Origin of the sequence: Chryseobacterium sp. R2A-55 (genome assembly GCF_021401085.1) — a bacterium.
Taxonomy (GTDB): Bacteria; Bacteroidota; Bacteroidia; order Flavobacteriales; family Weeksellaceae; genus Kaistella.
In genome coordinates this window covers 23120-48641 of the sequence record NZ_JACBFP010000011.1, presented here as the reverse complement: position 1 = coordinate 48641, position 25522 = coordinate 23120, and the positions used below count along the sequence as shown (strand labels likewise).

The window sequence follows — 25522 nt, the reverse complement described above, 5'->3', positions numbered from 1 at the left end:
AAGCAATAAATTTGGCGATATCAAAAAAATATTATTAATTCTATGAAGAAAATTTTTACTTCTTTGCTTTGTGGATTGATGAGCACTGCTGCCTTTGCGCAATGGAGTCCAACGTCAATGCAAGGCGAAAGAATCCGACCGACAGCCAATGTCACAAGTTATTATTCCCTGGATCTTAATGTGATGAGATCCAAGCTTGCTAAAGCGCAGGAAACAGGAAAAAATTCAACTGCTGTTGAGATTAAGTTGCCCACTTTAGCTGGGAGTGTCCAAAGATTCGCTGTTTACAGTGCTCCTGTAGCAGTGAAATCATTAGCGGATAAGTACGATTTGGGATCTTATGTAGGAGTCGGGATTGATGATCCTACTGCTTATGTGAGATTCAGCTTGTCTCAAAACGATTTTCAATCGATGATGCTGAGAAATGGTGCTTATGAATTTATCGAGCCACAAAACGCTTCGAAAACGGTTTACGGAGTGCTTCCAAAAACAAATAAGATCGACTCGGACAATGCATTTTTCTGTTCAAGTACTGAACCGGCATTGAGCAAAGCGCAGATTGACAAATTGTACATGTCTGGAAAAGGGTTTGCCAATAATCCGACTAACTTCAATAAGGCGTCTGACAAAAAATTCAGAACCATGCGTCTTGCAATGTCTGTAACTGGTGAATATACCCAGTATTTTGGTGGAACGGTAGCCGGAGCACTGACTGCAATCAATGCGACTTTGACCAGATGTAATTTTGTTTTCGAGAAAGATTTTGCCCTTCAGCTTTTGTTGCAGGATTTCCCTCAATTAATTTATACGAACCCGAACACAGATCCATATTCCCCAGCTGCTACCGGAGCCGGTGGTGCGTGGAATCTTGAACTTCAGAATAACCTGACCAATACGATTGGGAATGCTGCTTACGATATCGGACATTTGTTTGGTGCCACCGGTGGAGGTGGAAATGCCGGATGTATCGGTTGTGTTTGTGTGAACCCTGTTAATTCAAGTTCGAAAGCAAAAGGGTCGGCATTTACTTCCCCTGCAGATGGTAAGCCATTTGGTGATAACTTCGATATCGACTATGTTGCCCATGAAATGGGGCATCAGCTCGGAGCAAACCACACATTCTCAATGGGTCTTGAAGGAACTGGGCAAAATGTGGAGCCTGGTTCAGGTTCAACGATCATGGGTTACGCAGGTATCACCGGTGCTACAGATGTGCAGCCGCATTCCGATGCATACTTCCACATTAATTCGATTATTCAGGTTCAGAATAACCTCATTGCAAAAACCTGCGATGTGGAAACTTCGATCAACAATAGTCCTCCGGTGATTACTCCAATGCCTGCAGTGACCATTCCGAAGGGAACTGCTTTTGTCTTGACCGCACAAGCAACTGATCAGGAAGGAGATCCACTCACCTATACCTGGGAAGAAGTTGATAATGCTACGGTAGAAATTACAAAAACCAACTTGGGAACAACTACAAGTGGAGCGAGCTTCCGTTCGATCATGGGAACTGCAAGTCCAACAAGATATTTCCCTAAGTTAGCTACAGTAATGTCAGGAGTTTTGAGTAATCCAAACGGATGGGAAGCTGTTTCCTCTGTTGCAAGATCTTCTAACTATAGAGTAACCGTAAGAGACAATAACCCTGATCCTCTACAACAACAGACTCAGGAAGCTTTGCAATCGGTAACAGTTCATGCGAATGGACCTTTTAAAATTACCTCTACTAAAGTCTATAATAACGCTCCAGGTGCATTGACTTGGGACGTGGTTGGAACAAACGCAGCACCATTTAATGTGGCGAATGTAAAAATCGATTATACCACAGATGACGGGGCAACATGGACCGTATTGGCTGCTTCAACGCCTAATGATGGTTCAGAAAACTTCCAGTTTACCCAAACAACCGGAGCCACATTGAAAATCAGAATTTCAGCGATTGGAAACGTGTTTTATGCGGTTCAGCCAGTAACCGTGGCTGCGATGGATCCTTGTACTGGAGCTGCTCCTACAGGACTTGCGGTTACCAATATTACCACTGATGGTGTGACAGTTTCTTGGAACGCAATAGCAAACGCAACCTTTATCGTGAGATATAAAAAAGCGAGTGACACTAATTGGACTGAAGTGCCTGTAGCAACCAATACCTACAATATTACTGGACTGGATGAAGGAACTGCCTACAATGTTCAGGTAGCCGCTGTGTGTTCTGGAACTACAGGAACTTATACCGCCGTGACCAATTTCAATACCTCCATGTTGCAGTACTGCAATTTGACTTCTACCAATTCTAATGACGAGTTTATTTCTAATGTGAAAATAACTCCGGAAGGTGGTACTCCAGTGATGAACAGTAACTCCGGTGCATCAACATATACCAATTATACGACAGATCCGGCGAGACTTGTAAACTTGGTGGCAGGAACCAGCAACAACGTGATTTCCGTTTCAAAATCTTGGACAGGAACCCAATTCAACGAAGCAGTAACTGCCTGGATTGACTTCGACAGAAGTGGTACTTTTGATGACAGTGAATTCATCTTGTCTACATCTGCAGATAAAACAACACCGGTTACCGATATTTTCGCAGTACCGTCAAATGCGTACACTGGACCAAAAACTGTGGGAATGAGAGTGGCATTGAGATATAGCACTCCTCAAATTACCCCATGTGGATCTTACACTTATGGTGAAGTAGAGGATTATGCTGTGAAAATTACTTCAAATCTTGCGGTGAATGACGCAGTGAAATCAGAAGGAGTAAAAGTATTCCCTAACCCGGCCGTTGATTTGTTGAATATTGTGAAAATTTCTGACAAAGCTACTTACTTAATTACCAATATGGCTGGTCAAGTGGTTTCTAAAGGACAGGTAACCGGAAACAAAGTTCAGGTTTCTAACTTGGAGAAAGGAGTTTACATGATTTCCATCAATGACAATGGGCAAGTAAGCCAAGTGAAATTTATCAAAAGATAATTTTAGCTCAATAAATTCGTAGTCCCCGAGGTTTTGCTTCGGGGATTTTTTGTTGAAAAAGAGAACGTTCAAAATTCATTTAACGGAATTTCTCATTATTTAACCTAACTTTAACCGTGTTGCCTCATCAAATAATCGGATTTTGCATAAAAATTCGATTATTTTTGCTGCTCCTATGAAGAAAACTTTTTTCCTGTTGATCGTCCTTTTCTTTTGGAAGGCGAATGCTCAATTTTTCTCCGGTGAAATTTTGATGAGAGATCAATCAATCTATTATCTGAATCAAATTTACGTTACTAATATTACCGAGCATAACACTGTTTATACAGACTATTATGGATCATTCAGAATACCTGCAAAACCGGGAGACATCATCCGGTTCACCTCTATCGTCACCGATAGAAAAGATGTGGAAGTGACAGCTGAAAATTTAGAAAACACCCGAAATATTGTTGAATTAAAAGTCGCCTATTATGACATCCAGGAGGTTGTCATCAGTAGGTTCAAGCCCACGGGAAATTTAAGGAAGGACGTGGCATCTCTGAAAAACGGGGAAAAAGAACTCGCACTGCAAAAGGTGATCGGATTGCCTGCTCCCAAAGGTACCGGTTTGCCCACCCAACTTCCTGTCGCGAGTTTGGCCAATGGTGGACTCAGCTTCGGCCTAGAAAGTATATATGATATTTTATCCGGAGAACGAAAGAAGAAAGAGAGAGCTCAAGAATACGAGAAAATGAGCAACGCTATTACCGCGGTGAAAAACTATTTCGGAAAAGCCTATTTCAATAATTTGAAGATTCCCGAAAATCTAGTTGACAATTTTCTGCAATTTGTCTATACTTCCGATAACTTCTACGCTTTGGTAGAAAGCCAAAAAATAGAGATCGTGGGGGTTTATATTGATAAGTATCTTCCTGTTTACCAAAGGCGTCTAAGAAATTCCCATTTAATAGAGGAGGCCAAATAGAGGGAGGTACTTCTAAAAAAAATTAGCTATTTTTGACGGAGTAATTGAATGTTTTTGTCCGGAATTAGCCTATGAAGAATTTTTCCAAAGTTATCCTTTTGTTCATGGTTTTTTGTGCTGCCTCTTTTCATTCGCAAGAAAGAATGAAAGACTACTCGCGCATTATGAGCAGCACGAATGTTTACGAAATCGAAGCGTTTCTCCGCGATGCTCATCCAGACGACCCGAAAAGGATTATTCTAAGACCACGCCTGATCAAAATGTTGAGGGAATATATCAAAAATGCAAAAGCTGGCGATCAGAGGGTTAAGGAATATCAGGAAAAGATTTCTCTCCTCGTGAAAAGGGGATCTACCAAGATTAGCTTTGATGAAATGAATGCGAAAATCAGACAGGCTCAGATTGCCAAGTTTCAGAGGGAGCTTGCAGAAAAAGGAAATTATTCGACAAAAGTTTACGGAGCCAGTTCTCCAGCGGGTTTAGAAACTCCAAAAGACCAACTCTCTTCTGAAGATGCTGCCTCCAACCGAATGTCTGCCGAGGAAGATAAAGAATTTAAAATGTTAATGTCTGAAAATCCAATCGAACACAAAAACCGAACGGTGAAAATCCTGAATTCCCTTTTTGATAATGATCCCAATAGCGCTGAAAGCATTGTGATGATTACAAATAAGTCGAAATGCAATATGATTATGCGTATCGAGGGAGTGGGCTATACCAAATACAGGCTTCCGGTTCCTGCGAATGGTGATAATACGATTGTGGTGAAAAAAGGGGATTACCTTTTCTCCAGCATCGTGTGCGGTTCCCAGTATTCCTCGCAGAAAACCGTGCAAAAAGCAATTATGGTTTCCCTTGGTGAAAATTAACTGGTCAGTGAGGCATAAAAATAGATAACATTATTGCCCAAAAACTTCGCATATTATTTTGCCACCCTTTAGGAATATTCCTAAGTTTTAATATTTTTTTTTACATTTGTTCCCTTTGATTTTTAAATGGGTAAAAATAAACTGGCAAGATTTGCCGAAAATAAGACGCTTCCGAATGTTTTTCAGCCAACTCGGGAGGAAGCGCTGAATAATTCCTACTTAAAGGGAAAATGGAGGTCTGATGTTTTTAAGAATGATCATCCGATCGTTTTGGAACTCGGGTGCGGAAAGGGAGAATACTCCGTGGGTTTGGCAAAAGCTTTTCCTGAAAAAAACTTTATCGGCATTGATATTAAGGGTGCTAGATTTTGGTTTGGAGCCAAGGAAGCAATCGACAGCAAATTAAGAAATGTAGCTTTTCTGAGGACTCAAATCGAACTGGTCGATTGTTTTTTTGACCATGATGAGGTGGATGAAATCTGGATCACCTTTCCGGATCCGCAAATTAAATACCGAAGGACGAAACACAGAATGACACACCCTGATTTCCTGAAAAGGTATAAGAAGATTTTGAAAAAAGACGGCGTGATCCACCTGAAAACAGATTCCGAATTTCTGCATGGGTACACATTGGGATTGCTTCAGGGTGCAGGCCACGAGATTATTTCCGCCCATCACGATATTTATGGAGCACCAGAGTATGAACCAGGAACTCCACTTCTGCGAGAAATAAAAACCTATTATGAAGGCCTGTTTTCAGCGAAGGGAAAAACAATTACCTATACCAAATTCAGGCTCAGATAATTCATCGTCACCTCCCGAAAACTACTCCTTAGATTATTTTCCCAGATAGGAATTGTACATCCAGACTTCTTTCTCCTGTTCGGTAATATAATCGCTCATCTGTGAATTGGTTCCCTCGTCACCTGCTTTTTCTGTGAGATCCAGCAGGTCTCGTTGCAGATCGATAATGATTTTGAAGGAAGCCAAGATGTTTTCCACACATTTTGTGGCGTCACTGACTTCTTTGCTTTCCTTGATGGAAGAAAGTTTCAGATAATCGGAATAATTGTGGTTTGGAACTCCGCCAAGAGTGAGAATCCTTTCTGCAATCTCATCAATTTTCAGAACCAAATTATTGTAAAGTTCCTCGAATTTCGGGTGAAGCGTGAAGAATTGTTCTCCCTTGATGTTCCAGTGTGCACCTCTCGTGTTTTGATAAAAGACGGAGTAATCTGCCAGAAGGATATTGAGCTGTTCCGCTATTTTTGCGCAGTCGGTTTCTTTGAGGCCAATAATATTCGAATTTTTCATAACATTTAATTTATCACAAAAATAAGAAAATTGGACCTCTTTAGAAAGGATTAGCAATAGTCAAAAACAATCGGAGTTATGTTGAAAGATTTTAAAAATCTATTACTGTTTGATGAATTTGAAAGATTTCACGCCGTCTGAAGTCTTGATCGACAAAATATAGTTTCCAGATGGAAGATTGGAAACATTGATGCGCCTGCTGTTTTCTGAAAAGATGACCTTTCCGCTTAGGTCAAACACAAAGACTTTTTCGATATCGTTCCTATTCGTTTTGATATTCAGAAAATCCTTGGTCGGATTAGGATAAACGATCAAATCTCGGGACACCTCCTGAGTTGCTAGTGCATTCGCCAGAGTCACGGGTTCCCGGTAAAATGCGACCTCCATCAATGCTTGCGGAAGTTTTTCGAAATAGTAGGCTTCACAGGTATAATCTGCAAAGTCGCTTTCAGTCACATTGCTGATGTAATAAGACTCGGTGGTAGAGGGCGTTTTTTCGTCCAAATTCTTAAACCAGGTAAAAAGGTAATCATCCCCGCTGAGTTCTTGCGGAAGCGCTGCAGATGCTCCTAGTAGTGCAGAGATTGTTTTTTGCTCATCATACCTTTGTGGAGAATAGGTAAAGTCTGCCATCTCTTTGTTTTTCAAAAGAAAATCCCGGAGGTCCGATTTGGTGTACCGGTTGTTATCGATGAAGGTTAATTGGGGGATTAGATCCGGAATTGTACCAGTCATTTGGTTTCCAACCAGTGAAAACATTTGCAGCATCGGAAGCTGAAGCAGAGTTTCGGGAAATGCGGTGATTTGGTTTTTATCCAAATACAGTTGCTCCAATTTTTTCAAGAGTCGGATAGGCTGAAAACCTGATGAAATTTTATTGTCGCCCAAATTGAGATGAACCAGATTGGTGAGCTGCGGTAATTCGGCAGGAACTGCGGTGATCTGGTTACTTCTTAACGAAAGCCATTCCAAATTTTTCAATGGCAAAAGTGCTGCTGAAAAATTGGTGACGAATAAATTATCACTTAGGTCCAGTGTTTTCAGCGTGGTGAGATTTCCAACTTCGGTTGGGATTTTTGTCAACTGATTTCCCGACAGGTTTAATTCAAGAATTTGGGTTAAAGTAGAAAGATTCCCGAAATTCTGCGTAATCGCGTTATTGCTTAGGTTGAGCGATTTCAATGAAGTCAGTGTGGAGATTTTTTGCGGAACTGCAGTCAACCCGGTATGTGAAAGATCCAATACCGATAGTTGGGGAAAGTTCCCGAGCAGCATATTGAGGTCTGCAAACTGAAAATTATTGTTACCCACGGAGATTTCCGTCAATTTTGAGAGGGGCAGAATTGCAGCGGTAGGATCGCCGGTGAATCGGTTGTTGCTTAAATCCAGGCGAATCAGGTTTTGCAAAGAAGAAATCGCTGGAGAAACATCACCCGAAAGCTGATTGGAGCTCAGATCAAGTTTTTCCAGTTTCAGCAGACTGGAAACTAATGTAGGAAAACTGCCTTTCAAGCCGTTTCCGCGCAGGTTCAGTTCCACCACGCTTCCGCCAATTACCTTCACGCCGAACCATGTTTTAGGATCTTTGGCCATGTCCCAGGTTTGGCTCCACTGGTCGCCGGAAGTAGTGTTGTAAATGCCGATCAGCGTGTTTCTTTCTGCGTTGGAGATGCTCCATTGCTGCGCGTAAAATAGCTGCGAGAAAAATAGAAAAAGTAGAATTTTTTTCACCCTGTTTTGTGTTTTTTTAGAAGTACAAATATATATTAAAAGTTGAAATGAGAAATTAATTTTTAAAATTTTGCATATTTGCCAAATGAAGCGGTATTTGTTTTTGCTTTTATTGATCTTCACTGTCATTACAGGTGGATATTTTTTATGGAGTTGGAGCTTGCTTCCAAAAGGTGAGCGGTTTGTTTATCCTCTGGACGATGCCTATATCCATTTGGCGATTGCGAAAAATTTTGCGTTGAATGGAGCTTGGTCGATTAATGCAACAGGATTTGACAGCGCTTCGTCTTCGATTCTTTATACATTGTTGCTTTCCACATTGATTAAAGTTTTTGGCGACTGGGAATTTTATCCTTTGATCATCAATATTGCAGCTGGATATTTGGCGGTTTATTGGTTTTACAGGTACTTCAAAGATTTTTACACTTCATCGGAAATGAAGTGGGCAATTATTCTACTTTTGCCCTTTTCCTTATTATATGCGATGACACTGATCGGAATGGAACACACCATCCACATGTTTCTGATGGTTTTGGCTGTTTACTGGATCCATAAAAATGTGGATGCCAATTTTGAAGGTTCGAATTTCATTAAACTTTTGATCATCGTATTGCTCATTTCGATGATTCGCTTCGAAAGTATGTTTTTTACAGCAGCACTTGCTTTCGCTTTATTTTTAAGACAAAGTTTCCGGAAAGGTTTTTGGGTGTTGCTGATTGGTTTTTTCCCGATTTTGATTTTCGGTTTGATTTCGATGCAAAATGGCGGCTTTTTTTTTCCGAATTCGGTCTTCATAAAAACCAGTGTTCCGAGTGAGGGAAATTTGTTTTTCAAACTGTGGATTATATTTCGGGAAGGAATTCTGCTTAATGCGAGTTTTTACAAATGTCTGTTTTTCCCGTTTCTGCTGGCGGGGGTTTATTTGATCAAAAAATATCGTGGTCAAAATATGCGGGACTTGTTTCAAAGAGAAACTTTAATCATCACCATTGTTTCAGTGGGTTTGATGCATGCATTATTTTCCATTTTGAAATACCGCTATGAAAACTATCTGATGATTTCACTTTTGCTGGTAATCATTCCGATTATTTCCGGTTTTCTTAAAAACCTTAAAGCAGGAAAAGTCAAGCTTGATGTTTTCAACATGATTTCTTTAATGAGCATATTGGGTATTTCGGTGATTTCTGTTTATAGGTTTCAGTACATGCATCGTCCTTCAGTAGTTGGTTCCAGGGATATTTATGGTCAGCAAGTTGAAATGTCTAGGTTTCTTGGCGAGTTTTACCGTGGTGAAAAAGTGGTTGCAAATGATATTGGTGCAATTTCCTATTTCAGTGGTGTTCAGTTATTGGATATGGTGGGATTGGGTTCCACAGAGGTGGCCAAAATGATTTTGGAAAATAATGATTTGCCGGCTCCCGAATTTCAGAGTCATTATCGAAACTTTTTGATGGAGTACACTGCCGAAAATAATTATCAAGTCGCCGTCATCTATCCAAAATGGTTTCCCGGTGATATTCCTTCCTCCTGGATTCCGGTTGCGTCTTGGACTAATCCAGATAACCGCATGGCTGCGCAGAACCGGGTTGTTTTTTATGCGCTAAAACCAGGGCAGATAAAAAAACTTCAGCAAAATCTGATGCGTTTTGATCGGAACAAGAAAGTGGTTCAAAGTTTTTATATAAAGAACTAATCTACTTAATTCTGTTCATGGCATCCCGCACAAAATCGTAATTCGGTTGTTGATCCTCGCATTTCAAGATGTCTTCCGGAGACTTTTCCCGGATGAAATCATTATAATCATTGCAGTTCTTGAAAATGTTGAATTCTTTATTTTTGAAATCCCAAACGACTCCTTTCCAGGTGGTCAGTGTGGAGGCAACCGCAGCTCCGGCAACTCCTGCATTATAGGCAAGTGCTTTCGCCCATAGATTTCCAAGCGGAACCTCGGTATAAAGATAATTGTCGCCTCCCACCAATGCTTTTACGAAGCTGTTCGGATTATCGGAATCTTGCGCCCGGTCCGTTTTATTTCGGTTTTGAAGAATGGCTCTCACGTTGAAATAGAGAAGACTGTTATGAACCACCGCGAAAACATATTTTAGTTTTGAATCAGATTTGTCATAGAAGTAACAAATTGGGGCACTATCGCCCAAAGGCGGTTTGTCTAATCCATAAAGACCTCGTTTGAAGAGTCTTGGATTTGAACTTGGTGTTTTGTTGATGAATTCCTCTTTGGTTTTGTAAACACCTTCAGGATAACCGAAACTGTCATTTTCTATGGTTTCAATTTTCTGCGCAACCGGAGCTTCTATGGTGATCTCTTTTTCTTCAACTTCTTTAATGGAAGCATCGAACAAATCTTCCGGCTGATTGGTATTTGCATTAATATAATATGCTTTGTCATTTTTCCAGGTCAGATCCTTGAACAGGATTTTGTCATTATTGATTAAGGTCATTTCCCCAGATTTCATATTTCTTTTTTCAATTTGTGAAAAAGCCATTTGCGAAATAAGAACGCAGATCAAAAAGGTAATTATTCTCATGTTAAAGTTTGTTCTTCATTGGCAAATATATCAAAATTCAATATTCTGATGGAATTGATTCCTAATGATTTAATTCAAAAAAATATTTGGGAAGCAGTTTGCCAATTAAAATTTTATTCCTACTTTTGCACCCTAAAATAAAAAGCAATTAAATGCCTACTATTCAACAACTAGTAAGAAAAGGAAGAGCCACACTTGCCAAGAAGAGCAAATCGGCTGCCCTTGAATCTTGTCCACAAAGACGAGGTGTATGTACAAGAGTATATACCACCACTCCGAAGAAACCAAACTCTGCACTAAGAAAAGTAGCAAGGGTAAGACTTTCTAACGGTAAAGAAGTCAACGCTTATATCCCGGGCGAAGGACACAATCTTCAAGAGCACTCGATAGTATTGGTGAGAGGCGGAAGGGTGAAAGACCTACCGGGAGTACGCTATCACATTGTTCGTGGAGCTTTGGATACCGCAGGAGTTAACGGAAGAACTCAGAGAAGATCTAAGTATGGAGCTAAGAGACCAAAACCAGGTCAAGCTGCAGCAGCACCTGCAAAAGGTAAGAAGAAGTAATCATTAATTTTTAAGAAACGAAACAATGAGAAAGACAAAAGCGAAAAAAAGACCGTTGTTACCGGATCCAAAATTTAATGATCAGCTGGTAACGAGATTCGTAAACAATTTGATGCTTGACGGGAAAAAGTCAATCGCATTCAAAATTTTCTATGATGCGTTAGACATCGTGGAAGCTAAAAAAGGTGAAAACGAAAAGTCTTCCCTTGAAATCTGGAAAGATGCTTTGACTAACGTAATGCCTCACGTGGAAGTGCGTTCAAGAAGAATCGGTGGTGCAAACTTCCAAATTCCAATGCCAATCAGAGCCGACAGAAAAATCTCTATGGCGATGAAATGGCTCATCAAATATTCTAAAGCAAGAAATGACAAATCGATGGCTCAGAAATTGGCTGCCGAAGTAATCGCTGCTGCTAAAGAAGAAGGTGCTGCGTACAAAAAGAAAACAGACACTCACAGAATGGCTGAAGCTAACAAAGCATTTTCACACTTTAAATTCTAATCTGAAATGGCAAGAGACCTTAAATATACAAGAAACATCGGTATCGCTGCTCACATCGACGCAGGGAAAACAACCACTACAGAAAGAATTTTATTTTACACCGGTAAAACCCACAAATTGGGAGAAACTCACGAAGGTTCTTCTCAAATGGACTGGATGGAGCAGGAAGCTGAAAGAGGAATCACGATTCAGTCTGCAGCAACGACTTGCCAATGGCAGTTCCCCACTTCACAGGGACAACTTTTACCTGAATCTAAGCCTTACCATTTCAACATCATCGATACACCGGGACACGTTGACTTCACTGTAGAAGTAAACCGTTCCCTAAGAGTATTGGATGGATTGGTATTCCTTTTCTCCGCAGTAGACGGAGTTGAGCCACAATCCGAAACCAACTGGAGATTGGCAGACAACTACAAAGTGGCCAGAATGGGATTCGTAAACAAAATGGACCGACAGGGAGCCGACTTCTTAATGGTGGTAAACCAGGTGAAAGAAATGTTAGGTTCAAACGCAGTTCCAATCGTTTTGCCAATCGGTTCTGAGGAAGATTTCAAAGGAGTGGTGGATTTAATCAAAAACAGAGCAATCGTTTGGGACGATGCTGGTCAAGGTGCAACTTACCAAGTAGTTCCAATTCCGGAAGATATGAAAGAGGAAGTTCATACTTACCGTGAAAAACTGGTTGAAGCTGTAGCTGATTATGACGATACTTTGATGGAGAAATTCTTCGAAGATCCAGATTCTATCACTGAGGACGAAATCAACGAAGCGTTGAGAAAAGCAACCATCGATATGTCAATCATCCCGATGACTTGTGGTTCTTCATTCAAAAATAAAGGAGTTCAGTTCATGCTGGATGCAGTTTGTAAATACCTTCCTTCTCCGATGGATAAAGAAGCGATCGACGGAACTGACCCAAGAACTGACGAGCCGATTACCAGAAAACCAGATGTGAAAGAACCTTTCGCAGCGCTGGCTTTCAAAATCGCAACCGATCCTTTCGTAGGAAGACTGGCTTTCTTTAGAGCTTACTCCGGAAGACTTGATGCAGGTTCTTATGTTTTGAACACCAGATCTGGTAACAAAGAAAGAATCTCCAGAATTTATCAGATGCACGCGAACAAACAAAATCCAGTGGAATATATTGAGGCAGGAGATATCGGTGCAGCTGTAGGATTTAAAGATATCAAAACTGGTGATACTTTGTCTGACGAGAAAAACCCAATCGTTTTGGAATCGATGATCTTCCCAGATCCGGTAATTGGGATCGCCGTGGAGCCAAAAACAAAAGCTGACCAAGATAAAATGGGTAACGCTCTTGCAAAACTGGCTGAAGAAGATCCAACTTTCCAAGTGAAAACTGATGAAGCTTCTGGGCAAACGATTATTTCCGGTATGGGTGAACTTCACCTGGACATCATCGTGGACCGTATGAGAAGAGAATTCAAGGTGGAGGTGAACCAAGGTCAGCCGCAGGTGGAATACAAAGAAAACCTTACCGCTACTACTAACCACAGAGAAGTTTACAAAAAGCAATCTGGTGGTCGTGGTAAGTTTGCGGATATCGTTTTCGAATTGGGTCCAACCGATGACGGAAAACCTGGTTTGGTATTCGTGAATGAAATCAAAGGTGGTAACATTCCAAAAGAATTTATCCCTTCGGTGGAAAAAGGATTCAAAGAGTCTATGAAAAACGGACCGTTGGCAGGTTTCGAAATTGAAGGGATCAAAGTTACCCTTAAGGACGGATCATACCACGCAGTGGACTCGGATCAGTTATCTTTCGAATTGGCAGCTAAAATGGGATTCCGTGAAGCGGGCAAGAAAGCGAAACCAGTAATCATGGAACCAATCATGAAACTGGAAGTAGTAACTCCGGAAGAATATATGGGAGATATCGTGGGTGACCTTAACAGAAGAAGAGGAACCGTGAACGGTATGGACGATAGAAATAACGCCAAAGTAATCAAAGCTTTCGTGCCACTTTCCGAAATGTTCGGATATGTAACTTCATTGAGGACTTTATCATCAGGTAGAGCAACCTCTTCAATGGAATTCGAAAGATACGAAGCAGCGCCTCAAAACGTTGCCGAAGAAGTAGTCGCTAAAGCTAAAGGTTAATTTTAAAAATTAGATTAAAATGTCACAACGAATCAGAATAAAATTAAAATCTTACGATTACAATTTGGTGGACAAATCTGCCGAGAAAATCGTAAAAACGGTAAAAGCGACCGGTGCTGTAGTAAACGGACCAATCCCTTTGCCAACGAACAAGAGAATCTTCACCGTATTGAGGTCTCCACACGTTAACAAAAAAGCAAGAGAACAGTTCCAGCTTTCTGCACACAAAAGATTGATGGACATCTATTCCTCTTCCTCAAAAACTGTAGATGCTCTTATGAAATTGGAGCTTCCATCAGGAGTTGACGTGGAAATCAAAGTATGATGATGGAGCGGGAAGTCCGAAGTCCGGAGACGGAAGACTAACTGCGAAATACTTATAATGAATCCGTTCTCTAAAGAGGGCGGATTTTTGTGTTAAAAATAGTCGATAGTGCATTTGCTCCAAATCATGATTTTAGCAATTTTTGGTAATGAGTACTCGTTTTATTTTCCGCACTCCGTCTTAAAATCTAAAATCCTTTACCATAAAAAGAAGTAATATCGAAGTAAAAGCTTTTGGTAGAACCATCCGGCTTTGTAACTGTGATCACGTCAAAAAATCGGCCTTTGTTCTCACTGAGTGACTGGCTATTTAATTTGCAGTCGCTACAGTTTGCTTTCACGTATTGATATTCTTCCGGCACGCTGCTTATTTTGATGGCGTTTTCATAGGAGGATCCGTCATTTTTTGTTGCGGTTTCCATTTTTTAGTTTCCGGTTTTCGTGTCTATGAATTCATAACCGTTGTTTTCCATGCCAACTGTGATTTGTTCGCTCTTAAACTTTACCCGCTTTGAATCCAGAACAGTATAGCTGTAGACATCTGTTTTCCCGTCATAGTCATGGAATTCGTAATATTTTCCATTTTCGGTCCACCATTTACCTTCTTCGTGGGTGGTATCTGTGATTTCATCTTGCGTGAATTTGAAATTGATGGTGTAGGTTCCGTCATCCATTCTTTTCATTTCCCAAGACTTGGAGACGCCGTCTATTTGCTGGTCTTTTTCGGAACCGGTCCAAACTCCGGCCAATCTGGTGTCTATTTGTTTTCCGTTTGCAAGGGTTTTGATCTGTGGCGAACATCCAGTTAAAAACAGGCTAAAAATGGATAACAGAAATAATTTCTTCATGATTAAAATATTTGCAGAAAATATACAAAAATTAGTGAAAGCTCCGCGATTAAATTTTATAAATATTTTTATCTCTCTCATTGTCAATTCAAAAAATCTTCATACATTTGCACTCTCAATTTAGGGAAGAAGTGTGCCTATTTCGAACGTAGAAATCACTGCAATCTCTGATTGACAATGAAGAACTTAATAGATATATATAAATAATGTCAGGTATTATTGGTAAAAAAGTCGGGATGACTTCCCTGTTTAACGAAGAAGGAAAAAACATTCCTTGTACCGTTATTCAAGCAGGTCCATGCTCGGTTTTACAGGTCAGAACCATAGAAAAAGATGGGTACAAAGCTGCTCAGCTTGGTTTCGATGACAAGAGTGAAAAGAACGTTGGTAAAGCGTTGGCCGGCCATTTCAAAAAGGCGGGTGTAACTCCAAAAGCTAAACTTGTGGAATTCTACAATGAATTCGTAGACGAGTTGAAAGTTGGAGATGAAGTAAAGGTAAACTTATTCACAGAAGGGGAATATGTAGATGTTACTGGAACTTCTAAAGGTAAAGGTTTTCAGGGTGTTGTTAAAAGACACAACTTTGGTGGTGTAATGCAGGCAACACACGGACAGCACAACAGATTGAGAGCTCCAGGTTCTATCGGTGCAGGTTCAGACCCGTCCAGAGTTTTCAAAGGAATGAGAATGGCGGGTAGAATGGGTGGCAAACAAGTTACCGTTCAAAACCTTGAAGTGTTAAAAGTGGATGAAGAACAAAATCTTTTAGTAGTAAAAGGTGCTGTTCCGGGAGCAAAAAATTCTTATGTAATTATCAGAAAATGGAACTAGTAGTATTAAATACATCAGGAAAGGAAACCGGAAGAACAGTTACTTTGGACGACTCAATCTTCGGGATTGAGCCAAACCAGCACGCGGTTTACTTAGAAGTGAAACAATACCTTGCTGCACAAAGACAGGGGACTCATAAATCAAAAGAAAGAAGCGAAATCACCGCTTCTACCAGAAAGCTTAAAAAGCAAAAAGGTTCTGGATCTGCAAGATATGGTGACATCAAATCACCTACTTTCAAAGGTGGAGGTAGAGTTTTTGGTCCAAAACCAAGAGACTACAGATTCAAACTGAACAAAGCTTTGAAAAGATTGGCTAAAAAATCTGTGCTTTCTCAAAAATTGAAAGATAATTCTATTAAAATTTTGGAAGCTTTCACTTTCGATGCTCCTAAAACTAAAGAATTTATCAACTTGAACAACGCACTTGGTTTCGAAGGGAAAAAGTCTCTATACATTTTGCCGGAAGCCAACAAAAATGTTTACTTGTCATCAAGAAATTTACCGAAAACCAAAGTTCTGACTTACAATGAGATCAGTTCTTATGACTTGGTACATGCAGGTGAGATCGTATTCTTAGAAGGTGCTATCGAAAAATTCCAGGAAAATTTAAGAAAATAAATCATGTCTATTATCATTAAACCAGTTATTTCAGAAAAAGCAAACTATCTTACTGATTTAAGAGGGACTTACAGCTTCTTGGTGCAACCAAAAGCTAACAAAATCCAGATTAAGAAAGCGATAGAAGATGCTTACGGTGTGAAAGTGGCGGAAGTAAACACCATGATTTACGCTCCTACAGTTTCTTCGAAATACACCAAAAAAGGACTACAAGTTGGAAAAACCAACAAATTGAAAAAAGCGGTAGTGAAGCTTGTAGAAGGCGAAGTTATCGACATTTTCGCAGTGTAAATAGCAGATGGCGAATAGCTAAAAGCCAGCCGCCAGTAGCCAAAAGCAAATAGCAATTAAATAATATAAACAATAGTAATGTCTGTTAGAAAATTAAAACCTATCACCCCGGGACAGAGATTCAGAGTTGTAAACAACTTTGAGGAAATTACTACCAACAAGCCAGAGAAATCTCTAACCGTTGGTATTAAAAAGTCAGGTGGACGTAACCAAACTGGTAAGATGACCATGCGTTACACCGGAGGTGGACACAAAAAGAAATACAGAATTATCGACTTCAAAAGAAACAAATTCAATGTTGAAGCAACGGTAAAAACTGTAGAGTACGATCCAAACAGAACTGCTTTCATCGCACTAGTGGAATACACAGACGGAGAGAAGAGATACATCATCGCTCCAAACGGTATCAAAGTGGATCAGAAAGTAATTTCTTCTGAAAGTGCAGAACCAAACGTTGGTAATGCAATGAAATTGAAAAACATTCCTTTAGGAACTGTGATTTCTTGCATAGAATTGAAACCTGGACAAGGTGCAATTTTGGCCAGATCTGCAGGTTCTTCAGCGCAGTTGGTCTCAAGAGACAAGAAATATGCAATCATCAAATTGCCTTCAGGAGAATCCAGAATGATTCTTTCAGAATGTATGGCAATGATTGGATCTATCTCCAACTCAGACCACCAATTGACCGTGTCTGGAAAAGCTGGTAGAAGCAGATGGTTGGGTAGAAGACCAAGAACCAGAGCCGTAGTAATGAACCCGGTTGATCACCCAATGGGAGGTGGTGAAGGTCGTTCTTCTGGAGGTCATCCAAGATCAAGAAACGGTAAACCGGCGAAAGGTTATAAAACAAGAAAGAAAAACAAAGAGTCTAACCGATTTATCGTATCTAAAAGAAAATAATTATGGCAAGATCACTTAAAAAAGGACCTTTCATTCATCATACTTTAGATAAGAAGGTTCAGGCAAACATAGAGTCTGGTAAGAAGACAGTAATCAAAACGTGGTCCAGAGCGTCAATGATCTCTCCGGATTTCGTGGGACAAACCATTGCAGTGCACAACGGGAAATCTTTTATCCCGGTTTACGTTACTGAAAACATGGTAGGTCACAAGTTAGGCGAATTTTCTCCGACAAGATCTTTCAGAGGTCACGGTGGTAACAAAAATAAAGGAGGTAGATAATCATGGGATCAAGAAAAAGAGAGAGTGCTTTGGCACGTAAAATAGCAAACCAAGATGTGGTAAAAGCGTTGCACAACGATTGCCCGTCTTCTCCTAGAAAAATGAGGTTGGTTGCAGACATCATCAGAGGCGTTGAGGTGGACAAAGCTTTGGCTATCCTTAAATTCTCGAAAAAAGATGCATCCAACAAATTAGAGAAAGTATTACTTTCTGCAATGGCAAACTGGCAGACTAAAAATGAAGGTGCAGACATTGAAGAAGCAGGACTTATCGTGAAGGAAATTCATGTGGACAGTGCAAGACAATTGAAGAGACTCAGACCAGCTCCTCAAGGAAGAGGGTACAGAATCAGAAAAAGAAGCAACCACATCACTTTAATTTTAGGTACTAAAGATAATAAATAAGGTATGGGACAGAAGACAAATCCAATTGGTAACAGATTAGGAATCATCAGAGGATGGGATTCTAACTGGTTTGGCGGAAACGATTATGGAGACAGAATCGCAGAAGACTACAAAATCAGAAGATACCTTGAAGCAAGATTATCTAAAGGCGGGATTTCAAAAATCTTTATTGAAAGAACCCTGAAATTAGTAACCGTAACCATCACCACTGCAAGACCAGGTTTAATCATTGGTAAAGGTGGCCAGGAAGTTGACAAACTGAAAGAAGAGTTGAAAAAGATTACTGACAAAGACATCCAGATCAATATCTTCGAAATCAAAAGACCTGAGCTTGACGCAGTATTGGTTGCAGACAGCATCGCAAAACAAATCGAAAACCGTATCTCTTATAGAAGAGCCGTGAAAATGGCAATGGCTTCCACAATGAGAATGGGTGCAGAAGGAATCAAAGTGATGATCTCCGGAAGATTAAACGGTGCTGAAATGGCAAGAAGCGAATCTTTCAAAGAAGGAAGAATCCCATTGTCAACATTCCGAGCAGATATCGATTACCACATCGGGGAAGCATTGACACAATACGGAAAACTAGGTGTGAAAGTTTGGATCATGAAAGGTGAAGTTTACGGTAAGAGAGAACTTAGCCCACTAGTAGGACAACAGAAAAAAGGACCTTCAGGAAGAGGAGAAAGAAGCGAGAGAGGCGAAAGAGGGGACAGAGAAAGAAAACCTAGAAGAAATACTAACAACTAAAATTTTAGATGAGTTTTTAAATTTTAAATTACCGTTACTTTTTTAAAATAGAAAATTTTAAAGTCTAGAATCTAAAACCTGCCTGTCGGCAGACAGGTCTAAAATTTAAAGAAATGTTACAACCAAGAAGAACTAAATTCCGTAAAGTTCACAAGATGAAGATGAAGGGGATTGCCCAAAGAGGGAATCAACTCGCTTACGGAACTTTCGGGATCAAGGCAACTGAAGGTGCTTGGATTACTGCAAGACAAATCGAAGCTGCGCGTATCGCCGCTACGAGATATATGAAAAGAGAAGGTCAGCTATGGATCAAAATCTTCCCAGATAAACCAATTACCAAAAAACCAGCCGAAGTACGTATGGGTAAAGGTAAAGGTGCCGTGGAATATTGGGTAGCCGTAGTAAAACCAGGTAAAATTATGTTCGAAGTAGGTGGTGTCCCTTACGAAGTAGCGAAAGAAGCACTTAGACTTGCCGCACAGAAATTGCCGGTAGTTACCAAATTTGTAGTCGCTAACGATTTTGTTCAACCTCAATAATTGTAGAAAAATGAAGAAAGCAGACATCAAAAATCTAAGCGAAGGAGATATCAAAAACAAATTAGCTGAGACAAGAGCAGATTTGCAGAAGCTGAAATTGGCACACAAAATCAGCCCGATCGAAAATCCAATCCAAATCAGGGATCTGAGAAAAACGATCGCCAGACTGGAAACAGAACTAACACTTAAACAACAATAAGAATTTCATTTTATCATGGATAGAAATTTAAGAAAAGAAAGAATCGGAATCGTTTCTAGCAATAAGATGGAAAAAACCATTGTTGTAAGTGAAACGATGAGAATGAAACACCCGATGTACGGTAAGTTCGTTTTGAAAACGAAAAAATATACCGCTCATGATGAGAACAACGAGTGTAGCGAAGGCGACAAAGTTTTGATTACCGAAACCAGACCTTTGAGCAAAAATAAAAGATGGAGATTAGTAAGAATCATTGAAAAAGCTAAGTAATGTTACAAACAGAATCAAGATTAAAAGTTGCTGATAACACAGGTGCAAAAGAAGTACTTGTAATCAGAGTTCTAGGTGGAACTAGAAGAAGATATGCTTCAGTTGGTGATAAGATCGTAGTGACTATCAAAGATTCCACACCACAGGGAAACGCTAAAAAAGGTACAGTTTCTAAAGCTGTAGTAGTGAGAACTAAAAAAGCGGTGAGAAGGAAAGACGGTTCATACATCAAATTCGACGACAATGCTTGCGTGCTTTTAAACGCGGCAGGAGAAATGAGAGGAACACGTGTTTTCGGACCAGTGGCAAGAGAACTGAGAGACAAGGAATATATGAAAGTAATTTCTTTGGCACCCGAAGTACTTTAATTTTTAAAATTTTAAGAAAATGACTAAAGTTAAAATTAAAAGAGGAGATAACGTCATCGTTACTACCGGAAAAAATAAAGGAAACAAGGGCGAAGTTCTTGAAGTAATTAAGAAAGAAGGCAAAGATCCAAGAGTGATCATCGCTGGATTGAACATCGTGAAAAGACACACAAAACCATCCGCAGGAAATCCTCAAGGTGGAATTGTAGAAAAAGAGGCATCTATCCACATTTCCAATATAGCACTTTTGGATGACAAAGGAAATGCTACCAAAGTAGGATTCAAAACGGAAGGTGACAAAAAAGTAAGAGTTGCTAAAACAACCGGTAAAACAATATAATTTGTAAATGACAATGGAATTTATAGCAAGACCTAAAAAAATATACAAAGAGAAAATTGTTCCTGCAATGATGGAAGAATTTGGGTACAAATCTGTGATGCAGGTTCCTAAATTACAGAAAATCGTTGTATCACAAGGATTGGGAGCTGCTACAGCTGACAAGAAAATTGTGGACTATGCAGTGGAAGAATTAACAGCAATTACCGGCCAGAAAGCAGTGGGAACAATCTCTAAAAAAGACGAAGCAGCCTTCAAATTGAGAAAAGGAATGCCGGTTGGAGCAAGAGTAACATTGAGAGCTGAAAGAATGTATGAGTTTCTTGATAGATTGACCTCTTCAGCATTACCGCGAATCAGAGATTTCAGCGGAATCAAAGCAGACGGTTTTGATGGAAGAGGAAATTACAACTTGGGAATCACTGAGCAAATCATCTTCCCGGAGATCGTAATCGACAAAGTGAAAAAAATCCAAGGGATGGACATTACTTTTGTAACTTCTGCGAAAACTGACAAAGAAGCAAAATCATTATTAACTCACTTCGGTTTACCTTTCAAAAAGAACTAAGAAATGGCTAAAGAATCAATGAAAGCGCGTGAGCGCAAAAGAGAAGCTACAGTTGCAAAATATGCTGAGAAAAGAAAGGCTTTGAAAGAAGCCGGTGATTACGAAGCATTGCAAAAACTTCCGAAAGACGCGTCACCAGTTAGATTGCACAACAGATGCAAATTGACCGGTAGACCAAGAGGATATATGAGAACCTTCGGTATTTCCAGAGTAACATTCCGTGAAATGGCCAACGCAGGTCTGATCCCGGGAGTTAAAAAAGCAAGTTGGTAATAATTATTTACTAATCTAGACAGTCAAGTTGACTTAAGATAAAAGATAAAAGAATAAATTACAAATACTAAGTCTTGTTTCTTTGTTCCTTGATCTTGGTTCTCTTTCAAAACTGATTGTCCTTAACCAATAACAACAAATAGAAAAATGGTAACAGATCCAATTTCAGATTTCCTGACCAGAGTAAGGAACGCACAAAGCGCAGGCCACAAAGTGGTGGAAATTCCTGCATCGAAAATCAAAAAGGAGATTACGAAAATTTTGTTTGACCAGGGTTATATCTTGAACTACAAGTTCGAGGACAACGCTGTTCAGGGAATTATCAAAATCGCTTTAAAGTATGACAAACAAACCAACAAACCGGCAATCAAAAGCATTCAACGTGCTTCAAGACCAGGTTTGAGACAGTACAAAGGTTCTGACGAGCTTCCAAGAGTACTGAACGGTTTGGGAGTGGCTATCATCTCAACTTCCAGAGGAGTAATGACTGATAAGAAAGCCAGACAAGAAAAAGTTGGTGGAGAAGTAATCTGCTATGTTTATTAATTTTTAATCCAAGGAAAATGTCAAGAATTGGTAAAGCAATTATAGAAGTTCCCGCAGGAGTTACCATTACTGAGAAGGATGGACTGGTTACTGTGAAAGGCCCGAAAGGTGAACTTACACAGCAATTGAGCGAGGGAATCACTCTAAAACAAGAAGACGGAACACTGACTTTAGATAGACCGTCTGAATCAAAACAACACAAAGCATTGCACGGTCTTTACAGAGCGTTAATCAATAATATGGTTCAAGGAACTGCTACTGGCTGGACCAAGCAGCTTGAACTCGTAGGGGTTGGATACAGAGCATCACATTCAGGTCAGAAACTTGAGTTGGCTTTGGGATTCTCTCATGGGATCGTATTGGATCTTCCAAAAGAAGTAGGGGTGGAAACACTTTCTGAAAAAGGTAAAAACCCGATCATCACGTTGACGTCTTATGACAAGCAACTTTTGGGAATGGTGGCCGCTAAAATCAGATCATTCAGAAAACCTGAACCTTACAAAGGAAAAGGAATCAGATTCGTAGGAGAAATTGTTAGACGTAAAGCTGGTAAATCTGCTTAATAAAATTTAAGAAAATGGCACTGAATAAAGTACAAAAAAGAGACAGAATCAAAAGAAGAGTCCGTGGAAAAATTTCCGGCTCTGCTGAATTGCCAAGATTATCCGTTTACAAAAGTAACAAGGAAATTTACGCGCAATTGATCGACGATAAAGAAGGTAAAACTTTGGCTTCAGCTTCTTCAAGAGCTTTGAACGCTAAAGGAACTAAGGTAGAAATCTCCGCAGAAGTAGGTAAAGCGATCGCTGAAAAAGCCAAAGCTGCAGGAATTGAAACCATTGTGTTTGACAGAAACGGATTCGTGTACCACGGTAGAGTGAAAGCTCTTGCTGATGGCGCTAGAGAAGGAGGACTAAAATTCTAATCAATAAATTTCGGATAATATGTTAGGACTAGATAATATAGAAAAAGTAAAACCGGGAGGATTAGAATTGAAAGATCGTCTCGTGGCTGTAAACAGAGTAACCAAAGTAACTAAAGGGGGACGTGCATTCGGATTTTCTGCAATCGTGGTTGTAGGTGACGAGGACGGAACCGTTGGTTACGGTTTGGGAAAATCAAAAGAAGTTGCTTCCGCAATCGCTAAAGCAGTGGAAGACGCTAAGAAAAATTTGGTAAAAGTTCCGGTAATCAACCATACCATTCCTCATCAAACTTCCGCTAGATACGGTGGTGCAGACATCTTTCTGAGACCTGCTACCCACGGTACAGGTGTAATCGCAGGTGGAACGGTGCGTATGGTAGTAGAGGCGGCCGGAATTAAAGATATCCTTTCTAAATCTAAAGGATCTTCAAACCCGCACAACGTAGTGAAAGCCACTTTCAAAGCGTTGTTGGACATCAGAAGACCGGAAGAAATCGCTAAATTGAGAGGTGTTTCATTAAATAAAGTGTTTAACGGTTAATTTTAAAGCAATGGCAAAAATTCAGGTAAAACAAGTAAGAAGCGCTATTGGTAGAACTAAAACCCAAAAAAGAACGCTTGAAGCATTAGGATTGAAAAAACTTCACCAAGTTGTAGAGCATGAGGCGACTCCTGCAATCTTGGGAATGGTAGCGGCAGTAAGCCACTTAGTTGAAGTTCAAAAGTAAGAAAATGGACACCAGAGCGGAGACTGAAAGAAATTAAAGTCTCCTTTCTCTAATCTTTAAATATCAAATCTAAACAAAATGAATTTAAATAATTTAAAACCGGCATCAGGTTCCACTCACAGCCAAAAAAGAATTGGTAGAGGACAGGGAAGCGGATACGGAGGAACTTCTACAAAAGGGCACAAAGGTCAGAAATCCAGAGCCGGATACTCTCAAAAAATTGGTTTTGAAGGTGGACAGATGCCTTTGCAAAGAAGATTGCCTAAATTCGGTTTCAATAATGTAAACAGAAAGGAGTACAGAGGAATTAACCTAGATACCATTCAACTTTTGGCAGATGCTAAAAACATCACCGAGATCACAAAAGATGTCTTGGTGGAAAATGGTTTGGCAAAAAAATCTGAAATCGTGAAAATCATGGGTAGAGGTGAATTGAAAACAGGCGTTTCGATCTCTGCAGACAAATTCACAAAATCCGCTGAAGAAGCCATTTCTAAGGCAGGAGGAAAAGCAATTACCCTTTAATTTTCACCCATGAAAGAATTTATACAAACACTGAAAAACATTTGGACTCTTAAGGAACTCAGAGAAAAAATTCTTTTTACGCTCGGAATTATCCTTGTGTATAGATTCGCATCTTATATTTCCCTACCTGCGATCAATATGACGGAGGTGGGAAGTTTATTGGAGCAATACAAAAATCAGGGTGGTAACAAACAGGGAGCAGGACTTCTCGGGCTGCTTTCGTCCTTTACAGGGGGAGCGTTTTCCAGAGCGTCAATCATGGCACTCGGAATTATGCCCTATATTTCTGCATCCATCATCGTGCAGCTGATGGGTATGGCAATTCCTTACCTTCAGAAATTACAAAAGGATGGGGAAAGCGGCCGAAATACCCTTAATCAGATCACAAGATGGTTAACTATTGCAGTTTGTTTGGTACAGGCACCATCTTACCTTACCTCAATTACTCAGATGTTCTTGCCACATGCACAGTTTGCATCGGCATATTATGTTGATCCGCAGTCAATTATGTTTTGGCTTCCGAGTATCGTAATTCTTGTGGCAGGATCTGTATTTGCAATGTGGTTGGGAGAAAAAATAACAGACAAGGGAATTGGAAACGGTATCTCCATCCTCATCATGGTGGGAATCTTGGCAAACCTTCCATCTTCTTTTCTTCAGGAACTTGCAACACAGACTGGAAAAGGCGGATTGGGAACAATCATGATTCTGATCGAAGTATTATTCTGGATGTTGGTGGTATTGCTTGGAATTCTACTTTCTGTGGCCGTAAGGAAAATACCGATTCAATATGTAAGCAGAGCACAGGCGAGAGGAGGAGTAAACAGAAACTTGATGCAGGGAGCAAGACAGTGGATCCCATTAAAGGTGAATGCTGCCGGAGTAATGCCAATCATCTTTGCACAGGCATTGATGTTCGTTCCGGGATTATTGACCAAAGTGGATGAGTCCAACACTTTCCTTGCAGGTTTCAAGGACGTGTTCAGCTGGCAATACAATGTATTGTTTGCCATACTGATTGTGATTTTCACCTTCTTCTACACTGCGATCACCATTCCAGTAAACCAAATGGCGGATGACCTGAAGAGAAACGGCGGATTGATCCCGAAAGTAAGACCTGGTAAAGAAACATCTGATTATCTGGATGATATTTTATCTAAAATTACCTTTCCCGGTTCAATTTTATTAGCTATCTTTGCAGTCCTTCCGGCGTTTATACACGGTTGGCTTGTTCAGACTGATGGATTTGCCCTGTTCTTCGGTGGTACGTCCCTTTTAATTATGGTCGGTGTAACCCTAGATACCGTTCAGCAAATCAACACGTATTTGTTGAACCATCACTATGATGGGTTAATGCAGTCCAAATTATCCAGAACAAGCAATTCATAATTTAAA

Annotated in this window: 35 protein-coding genes; 30 read left to right on the top strand and 5 right to left on the bottom strand. The window is 40.1% G+C overall.

All coding sequences use genetic code 11. The features are described from left to right. The first annotated feature begins 42 nt into the window (after nucleotides 1–42). The 4 genes from L0951_RS11680 to trmB all read left to right on the top strand — a co-directional run bounded on the left by L0951_RS11680 (nucleotide 43) and on the right by trmB (nucleotide 5619). The gene (locus L0951_RS11680; RefSeq protein WP_234111440.1) at nucleotides 43–2979 is read left to right on the top strand and encodes a reprolysin-like metallopeptidase; all 2937 of its coding nucleotides are present in this window, start codon (nucleotides 43–45) and stop codon (nucleotides 2977–2979) included. A gap of 253 nt (nucleotides 2980–3232) precedes the next feature. Beyond that, nucleotides 3233–3946: a hypothetical protein gene (locus L0951_RS11675; protein WP_234111439.1), complete on the top strand. Its 714-nt coding sequence runs from the start codon at nucleotides 3233–3235 to the stop codon at nucleotides 3944–3946. Between the two features lie 143 nt (nucleotides 3947–4089). After that, complete coding sequence (locus L0951_RS11670) at nucleotides 4090–4815, top strand: DUF6759 domain-containing protein (RefSeq protein ID WP_234111438.1); 726 nt, start codon at nucleotides 4090–4092, stop codon at nucleotides 4813–4815. Between the two features lie 126 nt (nucleotides 4816–4941). Beyond that, complete coding sequence (gene trmB, locus L0951_RS11665; RefSeq protein ID WP_234111437.1) at nucleotides 4942–5619, top strand: tRNA (guanosine(46)-N7)-methyltransferase TrmB; 678 nt, start codon at nucleotides 4942–4944, stop codon at nucleotides 5617–5619. Between the two features lie 33 nt (nucleotides 5620–5652). Here the strand turns inward: trmB and L0951_RS11660 are convergent, their stop codons facing one another. Together L0951_RS11660 and L0951_RS11655 are read right to left on the bottom strand one after the other, a co-directional pair. After that, the gene (locus L0951_RS11660; RefSeq protein ID WP_234111436.1) at nucleotides 5653–6129 is read right to left on the bottom strand and encodes a Dps family protein; all 477 of its coding nucleotides are present in this window, start codon (nucleotides 6127–6129) and stop codon (nucleotides 5653–5655) included. A 102-nt stretch (nucleotides 6130–6231) separates the two neighbouring features. Next, nucleotides 6232–7860 carry a leucine-rich repeat domain-containing protein gene (locus L0951_RS11655; protein WP_234111435.1) on the bottom strand — a complete coding sequence of 543 codons (1629 nt, stop codon included), beginning with the start codon at nucleotides 7858–7860 and terminating at the stop codon, nucleotides 6232–6234. Nucleotides 7861–7945: 85 nt separating this feature from the next. Between L0951_RS11655 and L0951_RS11650 the strand changes: the two genes are divergently transcribed. Continuing rightward, the gene (locus L0951_RS11650) at nucleotides 7946–9553 is read left to right on the top strand and encodes a hypothetical protein (RefSeq protein ID WP_234111434.1); all 1608 of its coding nucleotides are present in this window, start codon (nucleotides 7946–7948) and stop codon (nucleotides 9551–9553) included. Nucleotide 9554: 1 nt separating this feature from the next. On the opposite strand, the gene L0951_RS11645 is transcribed toward L0951_RS11650, so the two are convergent. Next, nucleotides 9555–10406 (bottom strand): hypothetical protein, encoded by an 852-nt coding sequence (locus L0951_RS11645; RefSeq protein WP_234111433.1) that lies wholly within the window; start codon nucleotides 10404–10406, stop codon nucleotides 9555–9557. 152 nt (nucleotides 10407–10558) lie between these two features. Between L0951_RS11645 and rpsL the strand changes: the two genes are divergently transcribed. The 4 genes from rpsL to rpsJ are packed head-to-tail and all read left to right on the top strand — an operon-like array spanning nucleotide 10559 to nucleotide 13923. Next, complete coding sequence (rpsL, locus tag L0951_RS11640; protein WP_048499091.1) at nucleotides 10559–10972, top strand: 30S ribosomal protein S12; 414 nt, start codon at nucleotides 10559–10561, stop codon at nucleotides 10970–10972. Nucleotides 10973–10997: 25 nt separating this feature from the next. After that, nucleotides 10998–11474 (top strand): 30S ribosomal protein S7, encoded by a 477-nt coding sequence (gene rpsG / locus L0951_RS11635; RefSeq protein WP_048499090.1) that lies wholly within the window; start codon nucleotides 10998–11000, stop codon nucleotides 11472–11474. A 6-nt stretch (nucleotides 11475–11480) separates the two neighbouring features. Continuing rightward, the gene (gene fusA, locus L0951_RS11630) at nucleotides 11481–13598 is read left to right on the top strand and encodes an elongation factor G (protein WP_234111432.1); all 2118 of its coding nucleotides are present in this window, start codon (nucleotides 11481–11483) and stop codon (nucleotides 13596–13598) included. A gap of 19 nt (nucleotides 13599–13617) precedes the next feature. Beyond that, complete coding sequence (gene rpsJ, locus L0951_RS11625) at nucleotides 13618–13923, top strand: 30S ribosomal protein S10 (RefSeq protein ID WP_002661363.1); 306 nt, start codon at nucleotides 13618–13620, stop codon at nucleotides 13921–13923. Nucleotides 13924–14110: 187 nt separating this feature from the next. On the opposite strand, the gene L0951_RS11620 is transcribed toward rpsJ, so the two are convergent. Together L0951_RS11620 and L0951_RS11615 are read right to left on the bottom strand one after the other, a co-directional pair. Beyond that, a complete protein-coding gene (locus tag L0951_RS11620) occupies nucleotides 14111–14344 on the bottom strand; it encodes a DUF4919 domain-containing protein (protein ID WP_234111431.1) in 234 nt (77 codons plus the stop codon). 3 nt (nucleotides 14345–14347) lie between these two features. After that, complete coding sequence (locus L0951_RS11615) at nucleotides 14348–14770, bottom strand: hypothetical protein (protein ID WP_234111430.1); 423 nt, start codon at nucleotides 14768–14770, stop codon at nucleotides 14348–14350. A 206-nt stretch (nucleotides 14771–14976) separates the two neighbouring features. Here L0951_RS11615 and rplC point away from each other — a divergent pair, with 206 nt between their 5' ends. The 21 genes from rplC (at nucleotide 14977) to secY (ending at nucleotide 25516) form a co-directional block, all read left to right on the top strand. Beyond that, nucleotides 14977–15603: a 50S ribosomal protein L3 gene (gene rplC / locus L0951_RS11610; RefSeq protein ID WP_234111429.1), complete on the top strand. Its 627-nt coding sequence runs from the start codon at nucleotides 14977–14979 to the stop codon at nucleotides 15601–15603. Then, on the top strand, nucleotides 15594–16223 hold the full coding sequence (gene rplD, locus L0951_RS11605) for a 50S ribosomal protein L4 (RefSeq protein ID WP_234111428.1): 630 nt from the start codon (nucleotides 15594–15596) through the stop codon (nucleotides 16221–16223). The genes rplC and rplD overlap by 10 nt, the downstream gene beginning before the upstream one ends. A 3-nt stretch (nucleotides 16224–16226) precedes the next feature. Then, entirely contained in the window at nucleotides 16227–16514 is a 288-nt protein-coding gene (gene rplW, locus L0951_RS11600; RefSeq protein ID WP_234111427.1) for a 50S ribosomal protein L23, read from the top strand. 78 nt (nucleotides 16515–16592) lie between these two features. Then, nucleotides 16593–17414 carry a 50S ribosomal protein L2 gene (gene rplB, locus L0951_RS11595; RefSeq protein WP_234111426.1) on the top strand — a complete coding sequence of 274 codons (822 nt, stop codon included), beginning with the start codon at nucleotides 16593–16595 and terminating at the stop codon, nucleotides 17412–17414. Nucleotides 17415–17416: 2 nt separating this feature from the next. Beyond that, entirely contained in the window at nucleotides 17417–17695 is a 279-nt protein-coding gene (gene rpsS / locus L0951_RS11590) for a 30S ribosomal protein S19 (RefSeq protein ID WP_048499083.1), read from the top strand. A 2-nt stretch (nucleotides 17696–17697) separates the two neighbouring features. Next, complete coding sequence (rplV, locus tag L0951_RS11585; RefSeq protein WP_234111425.1) at nucleotides 17698–18099, top strand: 50S ribosomal protein L22; 402 nt, start codon at nucleotides 17698–17700, stop codon at nucleotides 18097–18099. A gap of 3 nt (nucleotides 18100–18102) precedes the next feature. After that, nucleotides 18103–18849, top strand: a complete 747-nt coding sequence (rpsC, locus tag L0951_RS11580; RefSeq protein WP_234111424.1) for a 30S ribosomal protein S3 — start codon at nucleotides 18103–18105, stop codon at nucleotides 18847–18849. A gap of 113 nt (nucleotides 18850–18962) precedes the next feature. Beyond that, the gene (rplP, locus tag L0951_RS11575; RefSeq protein ID WP_048499080.1) at nucleotides 18963–19388 is read left to right on the top strand and encodes a 50S ribosomal protein L16; all 426 of its coding nucleotides are present in this window, start codon (nucleotides 18963–18965) and stop codon (nucleotides 19386–19388) included. Between the two features lie 10 nt (nucleotides 19389–19398). Further along, nucleotides 19399–19587, top strand: coding sequence for a 50S ribosomal protein L29 (gene rpmC / locus L0951_RS11570; protein ID WP_234111423.1), 189 nt, complete (start codon nucleotides 19399–19401; stop codon nucleotides 19585–19587). 12 nt (nucleotides 19588–19599) lie between these two features. Next, entirely contained in the window at nucleotides 19600–19857 is a 258-nt protein-coding gene (gene rpsQ / locus L0951_RS11565) for a 30S ribosomal protein S17 (protein ID WP_234111492.1), read from the top strand. Then, on the top strand, nucleotides 19857–20225 hold the full coding sequence (rplN, locus tag L0951_RS11560) for a 50S ribosomal protein L14 (RefSeq protein WP_031503404.1): 369 nt from the start codon (nucleotides 19857–19859) through the stop codon (nucleotides 20223–20225). Before rpsQ ends, rplN begins: the two co-directional genes overlap by 1 nt. A gap of 19 nt (nucleotides 20226–20244) precedes the next feature. Next, nucleotides 20245–20565, top strand: a complete 321-nt coding sequence (gene rplX / locus L0951_RS11555) for a 50S ribosomal protein L24 (protein ID WP_234111422.1) — start codon at nucleotides 20245–20247, stop codon at nucleotides 20563–20565. A 13-nt stretch (nucleotides 20566–20578) separates the two neighbouring features. Then, nucleotides 20579–21130, top strand: coding sequence for a 50S ribosomal protein L5 (gene rplE / locus L0951_RS11550; protein ID WP_234111421.1), 552 nt, complete (start codon nucleotides 20579–20581; stop codon nucleotides 21128–21130). A 3-nt stretch (nucleotides 21131–21133) separates the two neighbouring features. Beyond that, a complete protein-coding gene (rpsN, locus tag L0951_RS11545) occupies nucleotides 21134–21403 on the top strand; it encodes a 30S ribosomal protein S14 (protein WP_031503409.1) in 270 nt (89 codons plus the stop codon). 147 nt (nucleotides 21404–21550) lie between these two features. After that, nucleotides 21551–21949, top strand: a complete 399-nt coding sequence (rpsH, locus tag L0951_RS11540) for a 30S ribosomal protein S8 (RefSeq protein WP_234111420.1) — start codon at nucleotides 21551–21553, stop codon at nucleotides 21947–21949. A gap of 17 nt (nucleotides 21950–21966) precedes the next feature. Further along, nucleotides 21967–22512 (top strand): 50S ribosomal protein L6, encoded by a 546-nt coding sequence (rplF, locus tag L0951_RS11535; protein WP_234111419.1) that lies wholly within the window; start codon nucleotides 21967–21969, stop codon nucleotides 22510–22512. A 14-nt stretch (nucleotides 22513–22526) separates the two neighbouring features. Beyond that, the gene (gene rplR / locus L0951_RS11530) at nucleotides 22527–22874 is read left to right on the top strand and encodes a 50S ribosomal protein L18 (protein ID WP_234111418.1); all 348 of its coding nucleotides are present in this window, start codon (nucleotides 22527–22529) and stop codon (nucleotides 22872–22874) included. 19 nt (nucleotides 22875–22893) lie between these two features. Further along, on the top strand, nucleotides 22894–23415 hold the full coding sequence (gene rpsE, locus L0951_RS11525; protein ID WP_234111417.1) for a 30S ribosomal protein S5: 522 nt from the start codon (nucleotides 22894–22896) through the stop codon (nucleotides 23413–23415). 10 nt (nucleotides 23416–23425) lie between these two features. After that, nucleotides 23426–23602, top strand: a complete 177-nt coding sequence (gene rpmD, locus L0951_RS11520) for a 50S ribosomal protein L30 (RefSeq protein ID WP_048499073.1) — start codon at nucleotides 23426–23428, stop codon at nucleotides 23600–23602. Between the two features lie 78 nt (nucleotides 23603–23680). After that, nucleotides 23681–24127, top strand: coding sequence for a 50S ribosomal protein L15 (gene rplO / locus L0951_RS11515; protein WP_234111416.1), 447 nt, complete (start codon nucleotides 23681–23683; stop codon nucleotides 24125–24127). Between the two features lie 9 nt (nucleotides 24128–24136). Next, the gene (secY, locus tag L0951_RS11510) at nucleotides 24137–25516 is read left to right on the top strand and encodes a preprotein translocase subunit SecY (RefSeq protein ID WP_234111415.1); all 1380 of its coding nucleotides are present in this window, start codon (nucleotides 24137–24139) and stop codon (nucleotides 25514–25516) included. The last annotated feature ends 6 nt before the right edge of the window (nucleotides 25517–25522 follow it).

Excerpts from the sequence above, each read along its gene's own strand:
- rpsC (WP_234111424.1), top strand. The coding sequence starts at position 18,103 with ATGGGACAGAAGACAAATCCAATTGGTAACAGATTAGGAATCATCAGA.
- rpsN (WP_031503409.1), top strand. The coding sequence starts at position 21,134 with ATGGCTAAAGAATCAATGAAAGCGCGTGAGCGCAAAAGAGAAGCTACA.
- rpsL (WP_048499091.1), top strand. The coding sequence starts at position 10,559 with ATGCCTACTATTCAACAACTAGTAAGAAAAGGAAGAGCCACACTTGCC.
- rplD (WP_234111428.1), top strand. The coding sequence starts at position 15,594 with ATGGAACTAGTAGTATTAAATACATCAGGAAAGGAAACCGGAAGAACA.
- rplR (WP_234111418.1), top strand. The coding sequence starts at position 22,527 with ATGGCACTGAATAAAGTACAAAAAAGAGACAGAATCAAAAGAAGAGTC.
- L0951_RS11680 (WP_234111440.1), top strand. The coding sequence starts at position 43 with ATGAAGAAAATTTTTACTTCTTTGCTTTGTGGATTGATGAGCACTGCT.
- rpsE (WP_234111417.1), top strand. The coding sequence starts at position 22,894 with ATGTTAGGACTAGATAATATAGAAAAAGTAAAACCGGGAGGATTAGAA.
- rpmC (WP_234111423.1), top strand. The coding sequence starts at position 19,399 with ATGAAGAAAGCAGACATCAAAAATCTAAGCGAAGGAGATATCAAAAAC.
- rplP (WP_048499080.1), top strand. The coding sequence starts at position 18,963 with ATGTTACAACCAAGAAGAACTAAATTCCGTAAAGTTCACAAGATGAAG.
- rpsH (WP_234111420.1), top strand. The coding sequence starts at position 21,551 with ATGGTAACAGATCCAATTTCAGATTTCCTGACCAGAGTAAGGAACGCA.
- fusA (WP_234111432.1), top strand. The coding sequence starts at position 11,481 with ATGGCAAGAGACCTTAAATATACAAGAAACATCGGTATCGCTGCTCAC.
- trmB (WP_234111437.1), top strand. The coding sequence starts at position 4,942 with ATGGGTAAAAATAAACTGGCAAGATTTGCCGAAAATAAGACGCTTCCG.
- rplC (WP_234111429.1), top strand. The coding sequence starts at position 14,977 with ATGTCAGGTATTATTGGTAAAAAAGTCGGGATGACTTCCCTGTTTAAC.
- rplN (WP_031503404.1), top strand. The coding sequence starts at position 19,857 with ATGTTACAAACAGAATCAAGATTAAAAGTTGCTGATAACACAGGTGCA.
- rplB (WP_234111426.1), top strand. The coding sequence starts at position 16,593 with ATGTCTGTTAGAAAATTAAAACCTATCACCCCGGGACAGAGATTCAGA.
- L0951_RS11650 (WP_234111434.1), top strand. The coding sequence starts at position 7,946 with ATGAAGCGGTATTTGTTTTTGCTTTTATTGATCTTCACTGTCATTACA.
- secY (WP_234111415.1), top strand. The coding sequence starts at position 24,137 with ATGAAAGAATTTATACAAACACTGAAAAACATTTGGACTCTTAAGGAA.
- rplV (WP_234111425.1), top strand. The coding sequence starts at position 17,698 with ATGGGATCAAGAAAAAGAGAGAGTGCTTTGGCACGTAAAATAGCAAAC.
- L0951_RS11670 (WP_234111438.1), top strand. The coding sequence starts at position 4,090 with ATGAAAGACTACTCGCGCATTATGAGCAGCACGAATGTTTACGAAATC.
- rpsJ (WP_002661363.1), top strand. The coding sequence starts at position 13,618 with ATGTCACAACGAATCAGAATAAAATTAAAATCTTACGATTACAATTTG.
- rplO (WP_234111416.1), top strand. The coding sequence starts at position 23,681 with ATGAATTTAAATAATTTAAAACCGGCATCAGGTTCCACTCACAGCCAA.
- rpsS (WP_048499083.1), top strand. The coding sequence starts at position 17,417 with ATGGCAAGATCACTTAAAAAAGGACCTTTCATTCATCATACTTTAGAT.
- L0951_RS11620 (WP_234111431.1), bottom strand. The coding sequence starts at position 14,344 with ATGGAAACCGCAACAAAAAATGACGGATCCTCCTATGAAAACGCCATC.
- L0951_RS11660 (WP_234111436.1), bottom strand. The coding sequence starts at position 6,129 with ATGAAAAATTCGAATATTATTGGCCTCAAAGAAACCGACTGCGCAAAA.
- rpsG (WP_048499090.1), top strand. The coding sequence starts at position 10,998 with ATGAGAAAGACAAAAGCGAAAAAAAGACCGTTGTTACCGGATCCAAAA.
- rplW (WP_234111427.1), top strand. The coding sequence starts at position 16,227 with ATGTCTATTATCATTAAACCAGTTATTTCAGAAAAAGCAAACTATCTT.
- rplF (WP_234111419.1), top strand. The coding sequence starts at position 21,967 with ATGTCAAGAATTGGTAAAGCAATTATAGAAGTTCCCGCAGGAGTTACC.
- L0951_RS11645 (WP_234111433.1), bottom strand. The coding sequence starts at position 10,406 with ATGAGAATAATTACCTTTTTGATCTGCGTTCTTATTTCGCAAATGGCT.
- rplX (WP_234111422.1), top strand. The coding sequence starts at position 20,245 with ATGACTAAAGTTAAAATTAAAAGAGGAGATAACGTCATCGTTACTACC.
- L0951_RS11615 (WP_234111430.1), bottom strand. The coding sequence starts at position 14,770 with ATGAAGAAATTATTTCTGTTATCCATTTTTAGCCTGTTTTTAACTGGA.
- rplE (WP_234111421.1), top strand. The coding sequence starts at position 20,579 with ATGGAATTTATAGCAAGACCTAAAAAAATATACAAAGAGAAAATTGTT.
- rpmD (WP_048499073.1), top strand. The coding sequence starts at position 23,426 with ATGGCAAAAATTCAGGTAAAACAAGTAAGAAGCGCTATTGGTAGAACT.
- L0951_RS11675 (WP_234111439.1), top strand. The coding sequence starts at position 3,233 with ATGAGAGATCAATCAATCTATTATCTGAATCAAATTTACGTTACTAAT.